A 13,325-nucleotide genomic window follows, 5' to 3' on the forward strand; every position below is an offset into this window, starting at 1 on the left:
CCGCTACGACAAGCGTGGCTACGTATACCTCGGCACAGCAACCGCCGCAGCCCTCACCATCTGGCTTCGCACGTGATCGCCCGGACAACTCCTAGCCGGCACGCCGGTCGTGCGAGAGGGCCCCGGGCTGTCACACATGCGGCTACCGCCGCGTGGCCCCGGGGCCCTCTCGGCGTCTCAGAGCAGCTTGCGCGCTGCCCTCCTCAGGTCGTACTCGTGGACGATCGCCTTCGCGTGGCCGTACGCGAGGTCGTACTCGTGCCGGAGCCAGCTGACCTTCTCCTCGAAGCGGAACAGGGCGGGGCCTTCTTCAACGGTGCGCAGCCAGTCGGAGACTTCGCGACCGGTGCAGTGGGGGATGCGGGCGAGCAGATTGCGGTGGGTCTCCTCGGAGAAGAGCTGGGACATCGGCGCCTCCGAACGCAAAGGGGATGTAAGCCGGTCCTTCACGTCACCGTGCCTGAGCGTTCGCGTATTGGCAACAGTGTGGCGCGTTACGCTCGGCGCGTGGTTGATACGACGCCCTTGACCCGAGCAGTGGATCACTTCGCCGACCGGTTGCGGGCGGCTCCGCAGAGCCGGCTCCAACGAGGCGCCGCGGCCGAGGCCTTGGCCGCGGCCAGGGAGCTTTCGCGGCGGGCACAGCTGCTGGAGGAGCCCGGTGCGGAGCCCCGGGAGATGCCGGACGCCGGGATGTTCGCGGCCGCCGACCAAATCATGGTGGCGGGGCACGACTTGGCGGTGCTGCTGGAGAGCGCGGACCAGGTCGCCGAGGCGGTGGAGTTCGTGGAGGAGGCCCGCAAAAGAGCCGGGGTCTGACGTCAGAGCGAGGCGATGACCCGGTCGGCCAGGATGTAGACCGTGTCCTTGCCGCAGGCGAAGGTCAGGGTGTAGGCGCCCGATATGCCCGAGCCGCCGAGGAGGTACGGGGTCTCGCCGTCGCGGAGAGCCGCTGCCAGGTGCTCGGCGGTCTCACGGTGGCCGGGGGTCATGCACAGGGTCGTGCCGTCGGCGAAGACGTAGACGTCGAGGGTGCCGAGGGGGCCGGGGCGGACGTCGGAGAGCTCGACCTGGTCCGCGGCCAGCTGCTCCAGCGTGGTCACCGTGCGCTCGTGGTCGTTCACGGCCGGCGACTGCACCGGGACGAAGTCGGGGTGCGAGGGGTGGCGGCGGCGGGCCGCGGCCAGTTCGGGGGAGTCCGTGGAGGCGCCTCCCTGGACGAAGTCCTTCGGGGAGAACTCGTCGGCCTCGGTGGCCGGCTCGGAGACCGGCTCCAGCGGCTCCAGGCCGGCGAAGTCGGCCTGCCGGGGCAGGAACAGGTCGCTGTCGGGAAGGCCCAGCAGGGAGGGCGCGTCGGAGGCGTCACGGGCCTCCTGGGCGGCCCAGAACGCACGGGCCTCGGCCAGCTCGCGCTCGCGCTCCTCGGCGAGCGCCTCGGCCACGGCCGCGCGTATCCCGTCCGTGTCGGTGGTCGTGCGGGCTGCGGGCAGCAGCGCGCCGAGGGCGGTGGCCTGGTTCTCGGCGAGCTGGGTCTGCAGCTCCGTGAGCTGGCGGCGCAGCTTCAGGACGGTGCGCAGGACGGCGACGCCCACGGCGCCCGTGGCGGCCGTGGTGAGCAGCAGGGCGATCGGCATGGCGCTCACTGACGTACTCCCAGGTTCAAAGTCGACCCCCGACTTCCTACATCAGCTTGAAGGGCGGACTAAGCAGCTGTCAGTGCGTAACGTCACGAAACGGACAGGACTTTGGGTTCGTGGTTTCGTCCGTCACCGCGCTGACCTGCGCTGACCTGCAGTGATACCCCCAGTGAGGGAGATAGGTCACATCCTGGGGGAGATTGGATCACAAAACGGCCCGGAACCCGGGTGTTCTCCGGGTTCTGGGCCGCTTCCTGACCTGCCGTACCCGCTCGGCTACCGAGGGTGGATCAGGTCAGCTGAGGCGCTCGATGACCATGGCCATGCCCTGGCCGCCGCCGACGCACATCGTCTCCAGGCCGAACTGCTTGTCGTGCCACTGCAGCGAGTTGATGAGCGTGCCGGTGATGCGGGCGCCGGTCATGCCGAAGGGGTGGCCGACGGCGATGGCGCCGCCGTTGACGTTCAGCTTGTCGATGTCGATGCCGAGGTCCCGGTAGGAGGGGATCACCTGGGCGGCGAAGGCCTCGTTGATCTCGAACAGGTCGATGTCGTCGACGGTGAGGCCGGCGCGGCGCAGCGCCTGCTTGCTGGCCTCGACCGGGCCGAGGCCCATGATCTCCGGGGAGAGGCCGGAGACGCCGGTCGACACGATGCGGGCGAGCGGGGTCAGGCCCAGCTCGCGAGCCTTGGTGTCGCTCATGATGACCAGCGCGGCCGCGCCGTCGTTCAGCGGGCAGCAGTTGCCGGCCGTGACCAGGCCGTCCGGGCGGAAGACCGGCTTGAGGCCCGCCACGCCCTCCAGGGTGACGCCCGCGCGCGGGCCGTCGTCCTTGCTGACGACCGTGCCGTCGGGGAGGGTCACCGGGGTGATCTCGCGCTCCCAGAAACCGTTCTTGATGGCTTCCTCGGCGAGGTTCTGCGAGCGGACGCCGAACTCGTCCATCTCCTGGCGGGTGACGCCCTTCCAGCGGGCCAGGTTCTCGGCGGTCTGGCCCATCGAGATGTACGCGTCCGGGACCAGCCCGTCCTCACGCGGGTCGTGCCACGTGGTGCCCTCCTGCCCGGCGACGGCGGTGGTACGGGCCTCGGCCTCGGCGAAGAAGGGGTTGTGCGTGTCCGGGAGACCGTCGGAGCTGCCCTTGGCGAAGCGGGACACCGTCTCGACACCGGCCGAGATGAAGACGTCGCCCTCGCCGGCCTTGATGGCGTGCAGGGCCATGCGGGAGGTCTGCAGCGAGGAGGAGCAGTAACGGGTGATCGTGCAGCCCGGCAGGTGGTCCATGCCCATCTGTACGGCGACGATGCGGCCGAGGTTGTGGCCCTGCTCCCCGCCGGGGAGGCCGCAGCCGAGCATCAGGTCGTCGATGTCCCGCGGGTCCAGCTCGGGGATCTTGGCGAGCGCGGCCTGGATGATGGTCGCGGTCAGGTCGTCGGGGCGCAGGTCCTTGAGGGAACCCTTGCCGGCGCGGCCGATGGGGGAGCGGGCGGTCGAGACGATGACGGCTTCGGGCATCACGGCTCCAGTGGCATACGGAGTTCGGGCAGGGCCGCTTGGGAAGTTACCCGGCCGTATGGTTCAGGTCACTGGTGTCGCAGTGTGACACTGACCGCAATTTACTAAGCGCTTGCTTGGCCGTGGCGGCCCACCCAGGGGGCGGAGCCCCCAGGGGGTCACGTGGACGGAGTCGCAGGCTCGGCCTCGGGCACCCGGCGCCGGCGCCGGCGCTTGAGCAACGCCCAAGGCCCCCGCGGACCGGTGGGCATCGCCGCCGTGACCTCCGTGCCCGCCTCCGACGCCGCCTCCGCCGCAGCCCGGGCGACCGGCAGGAAGCCCTCGTTGCGGGACACGTCCGGCCGCTCCTCCTCCGCCGGCCACAGCCCCAGCGCCGCGCACACGGTGGGCAGGATCGCCATCGCCGCCGTCGCGTACCCCTCCGCCGAGGGGTGGTAGTTGTCCGGCCCGAACAGCTCCCGCGGATTCGCCTCGAACTCGGGTCCGAGCAGATCGCCCAGGGACACCGTCCGCCCGCCCTGCTCCACCACCCCGATCGTCTGCGCCGCCGCCAGCTGCCGCGAGGCCCGGCGGGCCAGCCACCGCAGCGGCTGCTGCACCGGCTCGATGGTGCCGAGGTCGGGACACGTGCCGACCACCACCTCCGCGCCGGCCGTGCGCAGTCGTCGTACCGCCGCCGACAGGTGCCGTACCGAACGCGTCGGCGGCATCCGGTGCGTGACGTCGTTCGCGCCGATCATGATCACGCAGATGTCGGGGAGCGGATACGGGGACGAGAGCACCAGCGTCACCTGACGGTCCAGGTCGTCCGACTGCGCCCCCGGCAACGCCACGTTCCGCAGCTCCACCGGGCGCTCCGCCACCGCGGACAATCCCGACGCCAGCAGCGCACCCGGCGTCTGCCCCGCCCGGTGCACACCCTGCCCGGCCGCCGTCGAGTCGCCGAGCATGCTCAGTCTGAGCGGCGGTTCACCGGGGAGGTCGTACGAGGTGCCGTACACGCCTTCGGCCACCGGCACCCGCCCGCCGCTGCCGTTGCCCACCTGGCGCCGGGCCAGCTGCAGCTCCGCCAGCAGCAGGCCGACGGCGGCCGCCCCGACCAGCCCGACCCCGCCACCGCCGTACGCCGCTCCGGCCGCGATGCGCCGGGCCACCCTCGCCCTCGACATGCTCGTCATGCGTCGCCGCCACCTCCTCGTAGCCGTACACCCACTCCTTGCCCCGTACAGCCCGTTCGCCAATCTCAACGGGGAGTGAACGCCCGCCCCGCGTCACCCAGGGGCCTTAGGCTGGCGGAACCACATACGACCACTGTTTTTTGCAAGCAACCGGAGACAACGGTGCAATTCCACGACTCGATGATCAGCCTCGTCGGCAACACCCCGCTGGTGAAGCTCAACAGCGTGACCAAGGGCATCCAGGCCACCGTCCTGGCCAAGGTGGAGTACTTCAACCCGGGCGGCTCCGTGAAGGACCGCATCGCCCTGCGCATGATCGAGGCGGCCGAGCAGAGCGGCGAGCTCAAGCCGGGCGGCACCATCGTGGAGCCGACCAGCGGGAACACCGGCGTCGGGCTTGCCATCGTGGCCCAGCAGAAGGGCTACAAGTGCATCTTCGTGTGCCCCGACAAGGTGAGCACCGACAAGATCAACGTGCTGCGGGCGTACGGCGCGGAGGTCGTGGTCTGCCCGACCGCCGTCGCTCCTGAGCACCCAGACTCGTACTACAACGTCTCCGACCGGCTGGTCCGCGAGACGCCGGGCGCCTGGAAGCCCGACCAGTACTCCAACCCCAACAACCCGCTCTCGCACTATCACTCGACCGGCCCCGAGCTGTGGGAGCAGACCGAGGGTAAGATCACCCACTTCGTGGCGGGCGTGGGCACCGGCGGCACCATCTCCGGCACCGGCCGCTACCTGAAGGACGTCAGCGACGGCAAGGTCAAGGTCATCGGCGCCGACCCCGAGGGCTCGGTCTACTCCGGCGGCTCCGGGCGGCCGTACCTGGTCGAGGGCGTGGGCGAGGACTTCTGGCCCACCGCCTACGACCGGACCGTGGCCGACGAGATCGTCGCCGTGTCCGACAAGGACTCCTTCCAGATGACCCGGCGCCTCGCCAAGGAGGAGGGCCTGCTGGTGGGCGGCTCCTGCGGCATGGCCGTCGTGGCCGCGCTGGAGGTCGCCGAGCGGCTGGGCCCGGACGACGTCGTCGTCGTGCTGCTGCCCGACAGCGGTCGCGGCTACCTCAGCAAGATCTTCAACGACGAGTGGATGGCCGACTACGGCTTCCTCGAGGACGAGGGCCCCAGCGCCCGCGTCGCCGACGTCCTCAACGACAAGGCGGGCGGCTCCATCCCGTCCCTGGTGCACATGCACCCGGAGGAGACCGTCGGCCAGGCCATCGAGGTGCTGCGCGAGTACGGCGTCTCGCAGATGCCGGTCGTCAAGCCGGGCGCCGGGCACCCGGACGTGATGGCCGCCGAGGTGGTCGGCTCGGTCGTGGAACGGGAGCTGCTGGACGCCCTGTTCAACAAGCGGGCCTCGCTCGACGACCCGCTGGAGAAGCACATGTCCTCCCCGCTGCCCCAGGTCGGCTCCGGCGAGCCGGTCGGCGACCTGATGTCGGTGCTGGGTTCGGCGGACGCGGCGATCGTCCTGGTCGAGGGCAAGCCGACCGGAGTGGTCAGCCGGCAGGACCTGCTGGCCTTCCTGGCCAAGGGCGGGAACAAGTAGCAAACCTGTGGTGAACTGCCCGTGGCGGCGGCGAACTTGCGGTGACCGCGGCCGATCGAGCCGTTTCGGAAGTGGTACGAGCGCGTCACGTGCGCGCAGCACCCGCTTAACACGGGTCAGGCAGATTAGTGGGCGTCGGCAGGGCGGGAGCGGCTCCCCGCCCCGGCCGGCGCCGAACGGCGTCAAGGACCTCCGGAGCGGCTCCCGGACCTCCATGGACGCCTAGGACGCGCAAGCCCGGCCCTGACCCGGCCCGCGTCCCTCGCGGGGACCGCCGTCGTCCCGCCCCCCGGAAACGGGGGTGCGGCGGTCCCCGCGCATGACTCTTTCAGCGGGCGTGAGCCGATTCCCAACTGCCCAGCAGGGCAAGCCTCTCCGCCGTCTCCGACCCCGGCTCAGGGGTGTACACCACCATCGTCTGCTCCGGGTCCGCCGGGACGGTCAGCGTCTCGTACGGGAGGGTGAGCAGGCCCGCCACGGGATGCCGGACGCGCTTCACGCCGTACGCGCACTCCTTGACCTCGTGGTCGGCCCACAGCCGGCGGAAGTCCTCGCTCTTGAGGGAGAGTTCGCCGACCAGGGCGCACAGCGCGGCGTCGTCGGCGTACCGGCCCGCCCCGATGCGCAGGTTGGCCACGGTCTGGGCGGCCACCGCGGCCCACTCGGGGTAGAGGTCCCGGGCGGCGGGGTCGAGGAAGACCTGGCGCGGCATGTTGCGTTCGCCCGGTGCCATGCGGCTGAAGCCGCCCACCGCGTCGCCGAGCGCGTTCCAGGCGAGCACGTCCATGCTGCGGCCCAGCACGAACGCGGGCGTCCGCTCCATGCTGTCCAACAGCAGCTGCACGCCCGGCCGTACCCGGGGCGCGGCCGGACGGCGCTCGCGGCGCCCGCGCGGCCGGGCCACCGTACGCAGGTACGCGTGCTCGGTCTCGTCCAGCCGCAGCACCCGCGCGATCGCGTCCAGCACGGCGTCCGAGACTCCCCCGGACTTCGTCCGGGAGGGGCTCCCAGGGCCGCGCCCCTGCTCCAGGCGGATGTAGTAGTCCACGCTCACGCCCGCGAGCTGCGCCACCTCCTCGCGGCGCAGGCCCGGTACGCGGCGCCGCCCGTGCACGGGCAGCCCCACCTCCTCGGGCTGGATGCGGGCGCGGCGCGAGCGCAGGAAGTCTCCGAGGTCCCCGTCCATGGGGTCGATCGTAGGGGAGCGGCGGTCTTTCAGCCTGGTACTGGCAGACCCAGGAAAAACGCATCCCTGGGTACGCCCGCCGGACCCGGCGAGGGTGGTGTCAGCCGCCGGGGCGACGCCCCGGCACCCGACCAGGGAGAACACCATGTCGTACGAGAACCTGTCCGGCCGTACCGCCGTCGTCACCGGAGCCGCCAGCGGCATCGGCGAGGCCGTCGCCCGGCAACTGGCCGCGCAGGGCGCCCGGGTGGCGCTGTTCGCCCGGCGCGCGGACCGGCTGGAGACCGTCGCCGGGAAGATCCGGGCCGAGGGCGGCGAGGCGCTGGTGGTGGCCGCCGACGTCACCGACGACGCGTCCGTCGAGGCCGCCCGGGACCTGGTCCACGAGGCCTACGGGCCCGTCGACCTGGTCGTCAACAACGCCGGGGTGATGCTGCCGAACCCCGTCGACGACGGCCGGCTCGACGAGTGGCGGCGCATGCTCGACACCAACGTGACCGGCGTGCTGCGGGTCATCCGCGCCTTCACCGCCGACCTGGTGGCCGCGGCCGCCGAGGGCCGCACCGCCGACCTCGTGAACGTGTCGTCCATCGGCGCCCACGTCACCTTCCCCAACTACGCGGTGTACGGCGCCACGAAGGCCGCCGTCACCTATCTCTCGCAGTCCCTGCGCACCGAGCTGGGGCCGCGTGACGTGCGGGTCACCAACATCGAGCCGGGGCTCACGGAGACCGAGCTCAAGGTCCACGTCGGCAACGCGGAGCTGTCCGGGCAGCTGGACGGCATGCTGGCGGCGATCGGCAGCCTCGCGGCGACGGAGGTCGCGGACGTCGTCGCCTACGCCACCAGCCGCCCCCGGCACGTCAACCTGCGCCAGATCATGGTGCTGCCGACCCGGCAGGCGTGAAGCGCTCAGTTCTCCCGGGAGGCCCGGCGCCCGGCGAGGATCTGCGGGTTGTGCCGGACCGCCTGGGCCGCGTTGACGCCGACGATGCCGGCCCAGGTGGTCACCACCCCGGTCATCCCCGCGAAGGTGCCGCCGATCGCGGACAGCGGGATCGCCAGCACCAGCGAGACGATCGCGAAGCCGACGCGCTCGGCCCAGGTGTCGGCACCCTTGGGCCGCCGGGCACCGCGCGCGTCCGCCATCCGCTGCTCGGCCAGGTGCCGCCGCACCCGGCGGTCCACCACGTCGTCGATCCGCTGGTCGACCTTCTCCAGGAAGGACTCGACCAGCGCGGAGTCGTACTCCTCGCCCAGTTCCCTGCGTGCCCGCACGGTGGCGTCGAGGTCCTTCTTGAGATCGACGTCCCGAGAGTCCAGTGCGCTCATGCGCTCCACCCTAGGGAGCGGTCACGCCCGCCGCACTGGGGACAGCCCCCCTCTTCGCACCGGCGCCGCCGGCCGTGAGCACCCCGCAGGACTCCAGGTCGGCGCGGGAGGGCAGGACGGACAGGGCTCGGTTCAGGTTCATGGCTTCTTCAGGGGGGTGGGTTCAGGGCAGCAGGGACACGAGCCCTGTGTCGAGGTCGGAGCGGGCGGCCGCGATGTGGGCCGAGGTGAAGGCCGGGTCGGCGCGGATCACATCCCGGACCCAGGCGGTGTGGGCGCGCATGGTGTGCTCGGCCCAGTCGCCGGGCAGCGCCCGGGTGCGGCGGGCGGCGGGGGCGATCTCGTCCACCAGCAGTTCCAGATGGCCCGGCACCGGTGCGCCCGTGCGCAGACGGTCCAGCGTGGCGGCGACGGCCCCGCAGCGCTCGTGCCCGAGCACCAGCACCAGCGGGACGCCCAGCTCCTGGACGCCGTACTGGATGGAGCCGAGCACGGCCTCGTCCAGCACCTGGCCGGCGGTCCTTATGCACAGCACGTCGCCGAGTCCGAGGTCGAAGACCAGCTCCGGCGGCACCCGGGAGTCGATGCAGCCGACGATCACCGCGAACGGGTGCTGCGTGGCGGCCAGCAGGTGGCGCCGGCCGGGGCTGTCGTGCGGGTGGCGGGGGTGGCCGGCGGCGTAGCGGCGGTTGCCCGCGAGGAGTTCGTCGAGGGCGGTGCGCGCGGTGTGCGCCGTGCTCGGGGGGAGGGGACGGGGACCGGGGGCGGCCGTCGCCGGGGCGGCGGTCAGGGCGGTGACGGCGGTGGCCGTCAGGAAGGCCCTGCGGTTGGAGGCCATGACGCTTCCTCAGGAGTCGTGCCAGTAGCGCACATTCACCGTAAGCAGTCGTCCGATCACCCTGAGTGTCGGTTTAACGACACTTGGCCGTTTCGTCGTCGGATCATCGCCACGGCGATACCGCCCCTTGCCCGGCTGCATAACGTCATGCAGAGTTCTTGGTGTGTGAATAGCTGAGGGGAGCCCGGGTTTGCTGTCGTCTCGTATCACGGACGCATCGGTGGGACACGCTGTACTCTCCCCGGACATCTGGAGGGGGAGGCGGATCACGGCATGAGCGTGGACAGGAGTACCGGTGTGACGACCGAGGCGGCTTCCGAAGCGATGTCCGCTGCGGCGGACAGCCCGGCCGCCCGGCTGCAGGCGCTCTTCGAGGGACACCGGCTCACGCCCACCCAGCGCCGCATCGCGCACAGCATGGTGCGCCGGGCCGCCGACGTGCCCTTCCTGTCCAGCGTGGAGCTGGCCGAGCTGGCCGGGGTCAGCCAGCCGTCGGTGACCCGGTTCGCGGTCGCCCTCGGCTTCGACGGCTACCCCGCGCTGCGCAAGCACCTGCGCGAGGTCGTGCCCGCCGAACCGGCCGCGGAGGCGGGCTCCTACAACGAGTACCAGCAGGCCGTCGAGGCCGAGATCGAGAACCTGAAGCACCTCGCGGAGCTGCTCGCCGACCCCCGCCCGGTGCAGCGGGCCGGCCGGGTCCTGGCCGCCTCCCGCCCGCTGCCGGTGCTCGGGCTGCGCGCCGCCGCCTCCCAGGCGTACGGCTTCGCGTACTTCGCCGCCAAGGTCCACCCGGACGTCCGGCTGCTCAACGAGGGCGGCACGATGATCCACGACCGCATCGACGCGGCCGTCCGCGCGGGCGCCTCCGCCCTGCTGTGCTTCGCGCTGCCCCGGCATCCGCGCGAGGTCGTCGACACCCTCGCCTACGCCAGGGAGGCGGGCCTGACCGTCGTCACGGTCGCCGACTCCGCCTTCGCGCCCGTCGCCAAGTACTCCGACCTGCTGCTGCCCGCCGCCGTCGGCACCGGGCTCGCCTTCGACACCGCGTGCGCGCCCATGCTGCTCGGGCGGGTGCTGCTGGAGGCGCTCTGCGACGACCTGCCGGACGCCCAGGCCCGGCTGGAGGAGTTCGACGCGCACGCGGCCGCCCGCGGACTGTTCGTCGAATAGGCCGACCGAGCCGACCGGGCCGAACGGCCTGGCGCGCTCTCAGACTCGTCTCACGTTCGCTCGCTACCGTGCCCGGCCGACAGCACTGTGCCGAAACGACGAGGAGGCGGATCGTGGCGCGCGGAGGACAGGGGCTGGCCCGGGTGGCCGTGGTCGTACAGGCCGGGGCCGCACCGCTGTGGTGGTTCGGGGTGTTCGCCGCGGGGATCGGGGTCCTGCTGCCCGGGATGACCGGGCGCCGGATCGGCGTGCTCGCGGGAGCCGCGCTGTTCCTGATCACCGCGACCGTCGTGGCGCTGGTGCGGCGCGGGCGGTACGCCGCCCTCGCCCGCGGGGCCGCCCGTGCGGGCAAGTTCGATGTCCTTCAGGACCGGGCGGTGACCGTGCGCACCTGGCGGCGGGGACACCGCTGGTGGGTGCTGCTCGCGTTCGCCGTCGCGTTCGGCAGTTCCTTCGCGGTACCCGCGGCCGGGGGCATGCTGCTCGCCGGGGCCGGCACCGGGCTGCGGCTGAAGGCCGCCTGGCTCGGGCGGCGCGAGCGGGCCGAGGACACCCTGCTGTGGGTGCGGGTCGACTGGCTCGACCGGCGGGGCGGGAGCCCGGCGGGCACGGCCGTGAAGGGCCTGCGCGGGACGGGCCTCGCGGCCGGCGACGCGGCCCCGGGCGGGACCCGTCGCCGCGCCGCAGCGCCGGTCTGACCGGCTAGACCTCCAGGTCCCCCTCGATCCTCTTCAGCTGGTGCCGGGCCATCGCCAGGTTGGCCCGGCTCGCGTCCAGGACCAGGTAGAGGAACAGGCCGTTGCCGCCGCGGCCCTTGAGCAGGCGGATCAGGTGGTACTGGCCCGACAGCGTGATCAGGATGTCCTCGATGTCGCCCTTGAGGCCCAGGTGCTCCATCGTGCGCATCTTGGCGCGGATCACGTCCGTGTTGCCGGCGGCGGCCACGTTCAGGTCGAAGCTCTTGCCGCCGCCCATCGTGCCCAGCGCCATGCCGCTGGTGTAGTCGACGAGGGCGACGCCGGTGGCGCCCTCGATGGAGGTCAGCGCTTCTTTCAGTGCAATCTCGGTGTTGGCCATGGTGATCCTTTCAGCTGTCGGTTGCGGTGCGCGCCTCGGTCGTGGTGCGTGGCGCGCGCGTAGTTCTGGTCCGTGGTGCGGGTGTGGTCCTGGTGGCCGACCGGGTGGCCTCCGCGGCGGCTTCGGCGGCGTCGAGCAGTTCCCCGACGCGGGCGGCCGCGCGGCGGCCCTCCAGATGCAGCCGGCCGACGTTGACCCGGTCCTCGGCGAGCAGCGTCAGCACGGCGGTGCGGCCGGCCGCGTAGGTGGCGACGTAGCCGTTCTCGCCGCGCACCAGCAGCTCCCGGAAACCTGAGTTCCCGGTGGCGTCGGTCATCCGTACGGCGACGCCGAGCGCGGCCGCGGTGAGTGCCGCCAGGCCCTCCGGGTCGACACCGGGAGTGTCGTGGGCGACGGCGAGACCGTCGACGCCGGCCGCGAGGGCGCCGGTGAGCTGCGGCACGCGGGTCCGCAGGCGGCGCAGTTCGTCCAGGACGGCGTCGAGGTCCTGCGCGGACACCATCAGCTCTCTCCTCTCGGCGGGTTGGTGCCGTTCAAAGCGCCTCCAGCGCATCCCTGAGCCTCTTCAGCAGCGCGATGTCGGGGTCGGTGACCGTGAGCGGGGCAGCCGGGGGAACCGGCGGCGGGGCGGGGGCCACGGGCATCGGCCTGAGGAGTCCGGCCGCCGCGAGCCGCCGTACGTCCACCAGCGTGTGGAAGGCCTGCCGGCCCAGGTTGCGGGCGATCTCCGGAGCCGTGCGGACGCCGTCCACCCGGTCCAGGACCGCCCGCTGGCGGGGGGTGACCGGCGCCGTGGCGGCCGGGTCGGCGCGGATCAGCGGCGCGCTGTCGGCCGCCGGGTCGGGCCACAGGCGGTGCAGCAGCAGCCGGCGCCGCAGCGTCTCGCGTTCCAGCGCGATGACCGGAACCGAGGGCAGCGGGCCGGGGCGGGGTGCCCGGGCGTACCGGAAGCGGCCCGGGGCGCTGCTCGGTGACAGGGCGAAGTACCCGGCGTCGTACAGCGCGTCCAGGTGGCACAGTTCCAGCGCGCCCTCCGGCAGCAGCCCGGCGTCCAGCAGCAGCCGGGCCGCGTTCCCCGGACCGTCGGCCTGCTCGGCCGCCCGCTGCCAGGCGGTCGTGGCCAGGGTGCCGTGGGCCGTGAGGAGCACGTCGAGACCAGGGGCATGGGGGCTCTCGGCGTGCACCACCCGGCCCTCGGCGAGGTGCAGGGTGCCGTGCTCGCGGACGAGGACGCCGGTGGCCTGCTCCTCGGCGAGCCGCCGGAGCATCGGGGACAGCGCGCCCGCCGTACGGTCCTGGGCCGCGGCCTTGTCCCGCACCGGCAGCGGCGGAGGCGTTTCGACCATCGTCATCCCAGCACCAACCGGGCGGCCATCTCGCCGAGCCGGATCCGGGCGAGGGCGAGATTGCCCTCCTCCCGGCCCAGCCACAGGTGCAGGAAGACACTGCTGTCGAAGGACGTGTCCACGAACCGCAGCAGGTGGTAGCTGTCGTGGTTGCTGACGATCACGTCCTCGACGGGCGGGCCGATGTCGCCGCCGTCCCCGGCCGCGAAGGCGCCGTGTTCGGCGGCCAGCCGGGCCAGTTCGGCGGCCTCGGCCGCGGTGGTCTCGTGGTCACCGCCGGGGGCGTCCCCGACGGTGCCCAGAGCCAGTCCGCTCGTCCAGTCCACCAGGGAGGCCCCCCGGGCACCGGGCAACCGCATCGCTTCCAGCAAGCACTCGTCGATTCCGGGCACCCTGGCTTCCCTCCCGCCTGTGACTCCGGTTGAGTGACAGGGACACTACGCAACGTATGCGCGAGAGGTGAGTGCTTTGGCATTTTCCGGTGGAACATG

Annotated in this window: 17 protein-coding genes; 5 read left to right on the forward strand and 12 right to left on the reverse strand. The window is 72.4% G+C overall.

Annotated elements, in window-relative coordinates:
- Window positions 1-177: 177 nt before the first annotated feature.
- Complete coding sequence (locus tag ACWC5O_RS38035) at window positions 178-408, reverse strand: DUF4287 domain-containing protein (RefSeq protein ID WP_020940491.1); 231 nt, start codon at window positions 406-408, stop codon at window positions 178-180.
- 99 nt (window positions 409-507) lie between these two features.
- On the opposite strand from ACWC5O_RS38035, the gene ACWC5O_RS38040 reads away from it, so the two are divergent.
- Entirely contained in the window at window positions 508-819 is a 312-nt protein-coding gene (locus tag ACWC5O_RS38040; protein ID WP_450591094.1) for a hypothetical protein, read from the forward strand.
- 2 nt (window positions 820-821) lie between these two features.
- Here the strand turns inward: ACWC5O_RS38040 and ACWC5O_RS38045 are convergent, their stop codons facing one another.
- The 3 genes from ACWC5O_RS38045 to ACWC5O_RS38055 all read right to left on the reverse strand — a co-directional run bounded on the left by ACWC5O_RS38045 (window position 822) and on the right by ACWC5O_RS38055 (window position 4,331).
- Window positions 822-1,634 carry a hypothetical protein gene (locus tag ACWC5O_RS38045; RefSeq protein WP_450591101.1) on the reverse strand — a complete coding sequence of 271 codons (813 nt, stop codon included), beginning with the start codon at window positions 1,632-1,634 and terminating at the stop codon, window positions 822-824.
- Window positions 1,635-1,932: 298 nt separating this feature from the next.
- Window positions 1,933-3,153 (reverse strand): acetyl-CoA C-acetyltransferase, encoded by a 1,221-nt coding sequence (locus ACWC5O_RS38050; RefSeq protein WP_450591092.1) that lies wholly within the window; start codon window positions 3,151-3,153, stop codon window positions 1,933-1,935.
- A 158-nt stretch (window positions 3,154-3,311) separates the two neighbouring features.
- A complete protein-coding gene (locus tag ACWC5O_RS38055; RefSeq protein ID WP_450591091.1) occupies window positions 3,312-4,331 on the reverse strand; it encodes an SGNH/GDSL hydrolase family protein in 1,020 nt (339 codons plus the stop codon).
- Window positions 4,332-4,493: 162 nt separating this feature from the next.
- Between ACWC5O_RS38055 and ACWC5O_RS38060 the strand changes: the two genes are divergently transcribed.
- Window positions 4,494-5,885, forward strand: coding sequence for a cystathionine beta-synthase (locus ACWC5O_RS38060; RefSeq protein ID WP_450591090.1), 1,392 nt, complete (start codon window positions 4,494-4,496; stop codon window positions 5,883-5,885).
- A 328-nt stretch (window positions 5,886-6,213) separates the two neighbouring features.
- On the opposite strand, the gene ACWC5O_RS38065 is transcribed toward ACWC5O_RS38060, so the two are convergent.
- Window positions 6,214-7,071, reverse strand: a complete 858-nt coding sequence (locus ACWC5O_RS38065) for a helix-turn-helix transcriptional regulator (protein ID WP_450591088.1) — start codon at window positions 7,069-7,071, stop codon at window positions 6,214-6,216.
- Window positions 7,072-7,216: 145 nt separating this feature from the next.
- On the opposite strand from ACWC5O_RS38065, the gene ACWC5O_RS38070 reads away from it, so the two are divergent.
- Window positions 7,217-7,978 (forward strand): SDR family oxidoreductase, encoded by a 762-nt coding sequence (locus ACWC5O_RS38070; RefSeq protein WP_450591087.1) that lies wholly within the window; start codon window positions 7,217-7,219, stop codon window positions 7,976-7,978.
- A 5-nt stretch (window positions 7,979-7,983) separates the two neighbouring features.
- Here the strand turns inward: ACWC5O_RS38070 and ACWC5O_RS38075 are convergent, their stop codons facing one another.
- From ACWC5O_RS38075 to ACWC5O_RS38085, 3 genes are read right to left on the reverse strand one after another with little or no spacing between them, the layout of a single operon-like run.
- Window positions 7,984-8,403, reverse strand: coding sequence for a hypothetical protein (locus tag ACWC5O_RS38075; protein ID WP_450591086.1), 420 nt, complete (start codon window positions 8,401-8,403; stop codon window positions 7,984-7,986).
- A 10-nt stretch (window positions 8,404-8,413) separates the two neighbouring features.
- Window positions 8,414-8,545, reverse strand: a complete 132-nt coding sequence (locus ACWC5O_RS38080) for a hypothetical protein (protein WP_450591085.1) — start codon at window positions 8,543-8,545, stop codon at window positions 8,414-8,416.
- Between the two features lie 21 nt (window positions 8,546-8,566).
- Window positions 8,567-9,241 (reverse strand): carbonic anhydrase, encoded by a 675-nt coding sequence (locus tag ACWC5O_RS38085; RefSeq protein ID WP_450591084.1) that lies wholly within the window; start codon window positions 9,239-9,241, stop codon window positions 8,567-8,569.
- A gap of 324 nt (window positions 9,242-9,565) precedes the next feature.
- On the opposite strand from ACWC5O_RS38085, the gene ACWC5O_RS38090 reads away from it, so the two are divergent.
- Both ACWC5O_RS38090 and ACWC5O_RS38095 read left to right on the forward strand, forming a co-directional pair.
- Entirely contained in the window at window positions 9,566-10,411 is an 846-nt protein-coding gene (locus tag ACWC5O_RS38090) for a MurR/RpiR family transcriptional regulator (protein WP_450591100.1), read from the forward strand.
- A gap of 113 nt (window positions 10,412-10,524) precedes the next feature.
- Window positions 10,525-11,109, forward strand: coding sequence for a hypothetical protein (locus ACWC5O_RS38095; RefSeq protein ID WP_450591083.1), 585 nt, complete (start codon window positions 10,525-10,527; stop codon window positions 11,107-11,109).
- Window positions 11,110-11,113: 4 nt separating this feature from the next.
- On the opposite strand, the gene ACWC5O_RS38100 is transcribed toward ACWC5O_RS38095, so the two are convergent.
- From ACWC5O_RS38100 to ACWC5O_RS38115, 4 genes are read right to left on the reverse strand one after another with little or no spacing between them, the layout of a single operon-like run.
- Window positions 11,114-11,488 (reverse strand): hypothetical protein, encoded by a 375-nt coding sequence (locus ACWC5O_RS38100; RefSeq protein ID WP_450591081.1) that lies wholly within the window; start codon window positions 11,486-11,488, stop codon window positions 11,114-11,116.
- A 10-nt stretch (window positions 11,489-11,498) separates the two neighbouring features.
- Window positions 11,499-11,990 (reverse strand): roadblock/LC7 domain-containing protein, encoded by a 492-nt coding sequence (locus ACWC5O_RS38105; RefSeq protein ID WP_450591080.1) that lies wholly within the window; start codon window positions 11,988-11,990, stop codon window positions 11,499-11,501.
- Window positions 11,991-12,021: 31 nt separating this feature from the next.
- Window positions 12,022-12,840 (reverse strand): transcriptional regulator, encoded by an 819-nt coding sequence (locus ACWC5O_RS38110; protein WP_450591078.1) that lies wholly within the window; start codon window positions 12,838-12,840, stop codon window positions 12,022-12,024.
- A complete protein-coding gene (locus tag ACWC5O_RS38115; RefSeq protein ID WP_450591077.1) occupies window positions 12,837-13,226 on the reverse strand; it encodes a hypothetical protein in 390 nt (129 codons plus the stop codon). Before ACWC5O_RS38115 ends, ACWC5O_RS38110 begins: the two co-directional genes overlap by 4 nt.
- Between the last annotated feature and the right edge of the window lie 99 nt (window positions 13,227-13,325).

The organism is Streptomyces sp. NPDC001450 (genome assembly GCF_053597295.1).

Coding starts and splice junctions, on each gene's coding strand:
- ACWC5O_RS38080 (WP_450591085.1), bottom strand. CDS start 8,545: ATGAACCTGAACCGAGCCCTGTCCGTCCTGCCCTCCCGCGCCGACCTG.
- ACWC5O_RS38050 (WP_450591092.1), bottom strand. CDS start 3,153: ATGCCCGAAGCCGTCATCGTCTCGACCGCCCGCTCCCCCATCGGCCGC.
- ACWC5O_RS38070 (WP_450591087.1), top strand. CDS start 7,217: ATGTCGTACGAGAACCTGTCCGGCCGTACCGCCGTCGTCACCGGAGCC.
- ACWC5O_RS38035 (WP_020940491.1), bottom strand. CDS start 408: ATGTCCCAGCTCTTCTCCGAGGAGACCCACCGCAATCTGCTCGCCCGC.
- ACWC5O_RS38110 (WP_450591078.1), bottom strand. CDS start 12,840: ATGACGATGGTCGAAACGCCTCCGCCGCTGCCGGTGCGGGACAAGGCC.
- ACWC5O_RS38065 (WP_450591088.1), bottom strand. CDS start 7,071: ATGGACGGGGACCTCGGAGACTTCCTGCGCTCGCGCCGCGCCCGCATC.
- ACWC5O_RS38075 (WP_450591086.1), bottom strand. CDS start 8,403: ATGAGCGCACTGGACTCTCGGGACGTCGATCTCAAGAAGGACCTCGAC.
- ACWC5O_RS38105 (WP_450591080.1), bottom strand. CDS start 11,990: ATGGTGTCCGCGCAGGACCTCGACGCCGTCCTGGACGAACTGCGCCGC.
- ACWC5O_RS38100 (WP_450591081.1), bottom strand. CDS start 11,488: ATGGCCAACACCGAGATTGCACTGAAAGAAGCGCTGACCTCCATCGAG.
- ACWC5O_RS38045 (WP_450591101.1), bottom strand. CDS start 1,634: ATGCCGATCGCCCTGCTGCTCACCACGGCCGCCACGGGCGCCGTGGGC.
- ACWC5O_RS38090 (WP_450591100.1), top strand. CDS start 9,566: ATGTCCGCTGCGGCGGACAGCCCGGCCGCCCGGCTGCAGGCGCTCTTC.
- ACWC5O_RS38085 (WP_450591084.1), bottom strand. CDS start 9,241: ATGGCCTCCAACCGCAGGGCCTTCCTGACGGCCACCGCCGTCACCGCC.
- ACWC5O_RS38055 (WP_450591091.1), bottom strand. CDS start 4,331: ATGACGAGCATGTCGAGGGCGAGGGTGGCCCGGCGCATCGCGGCCGGA.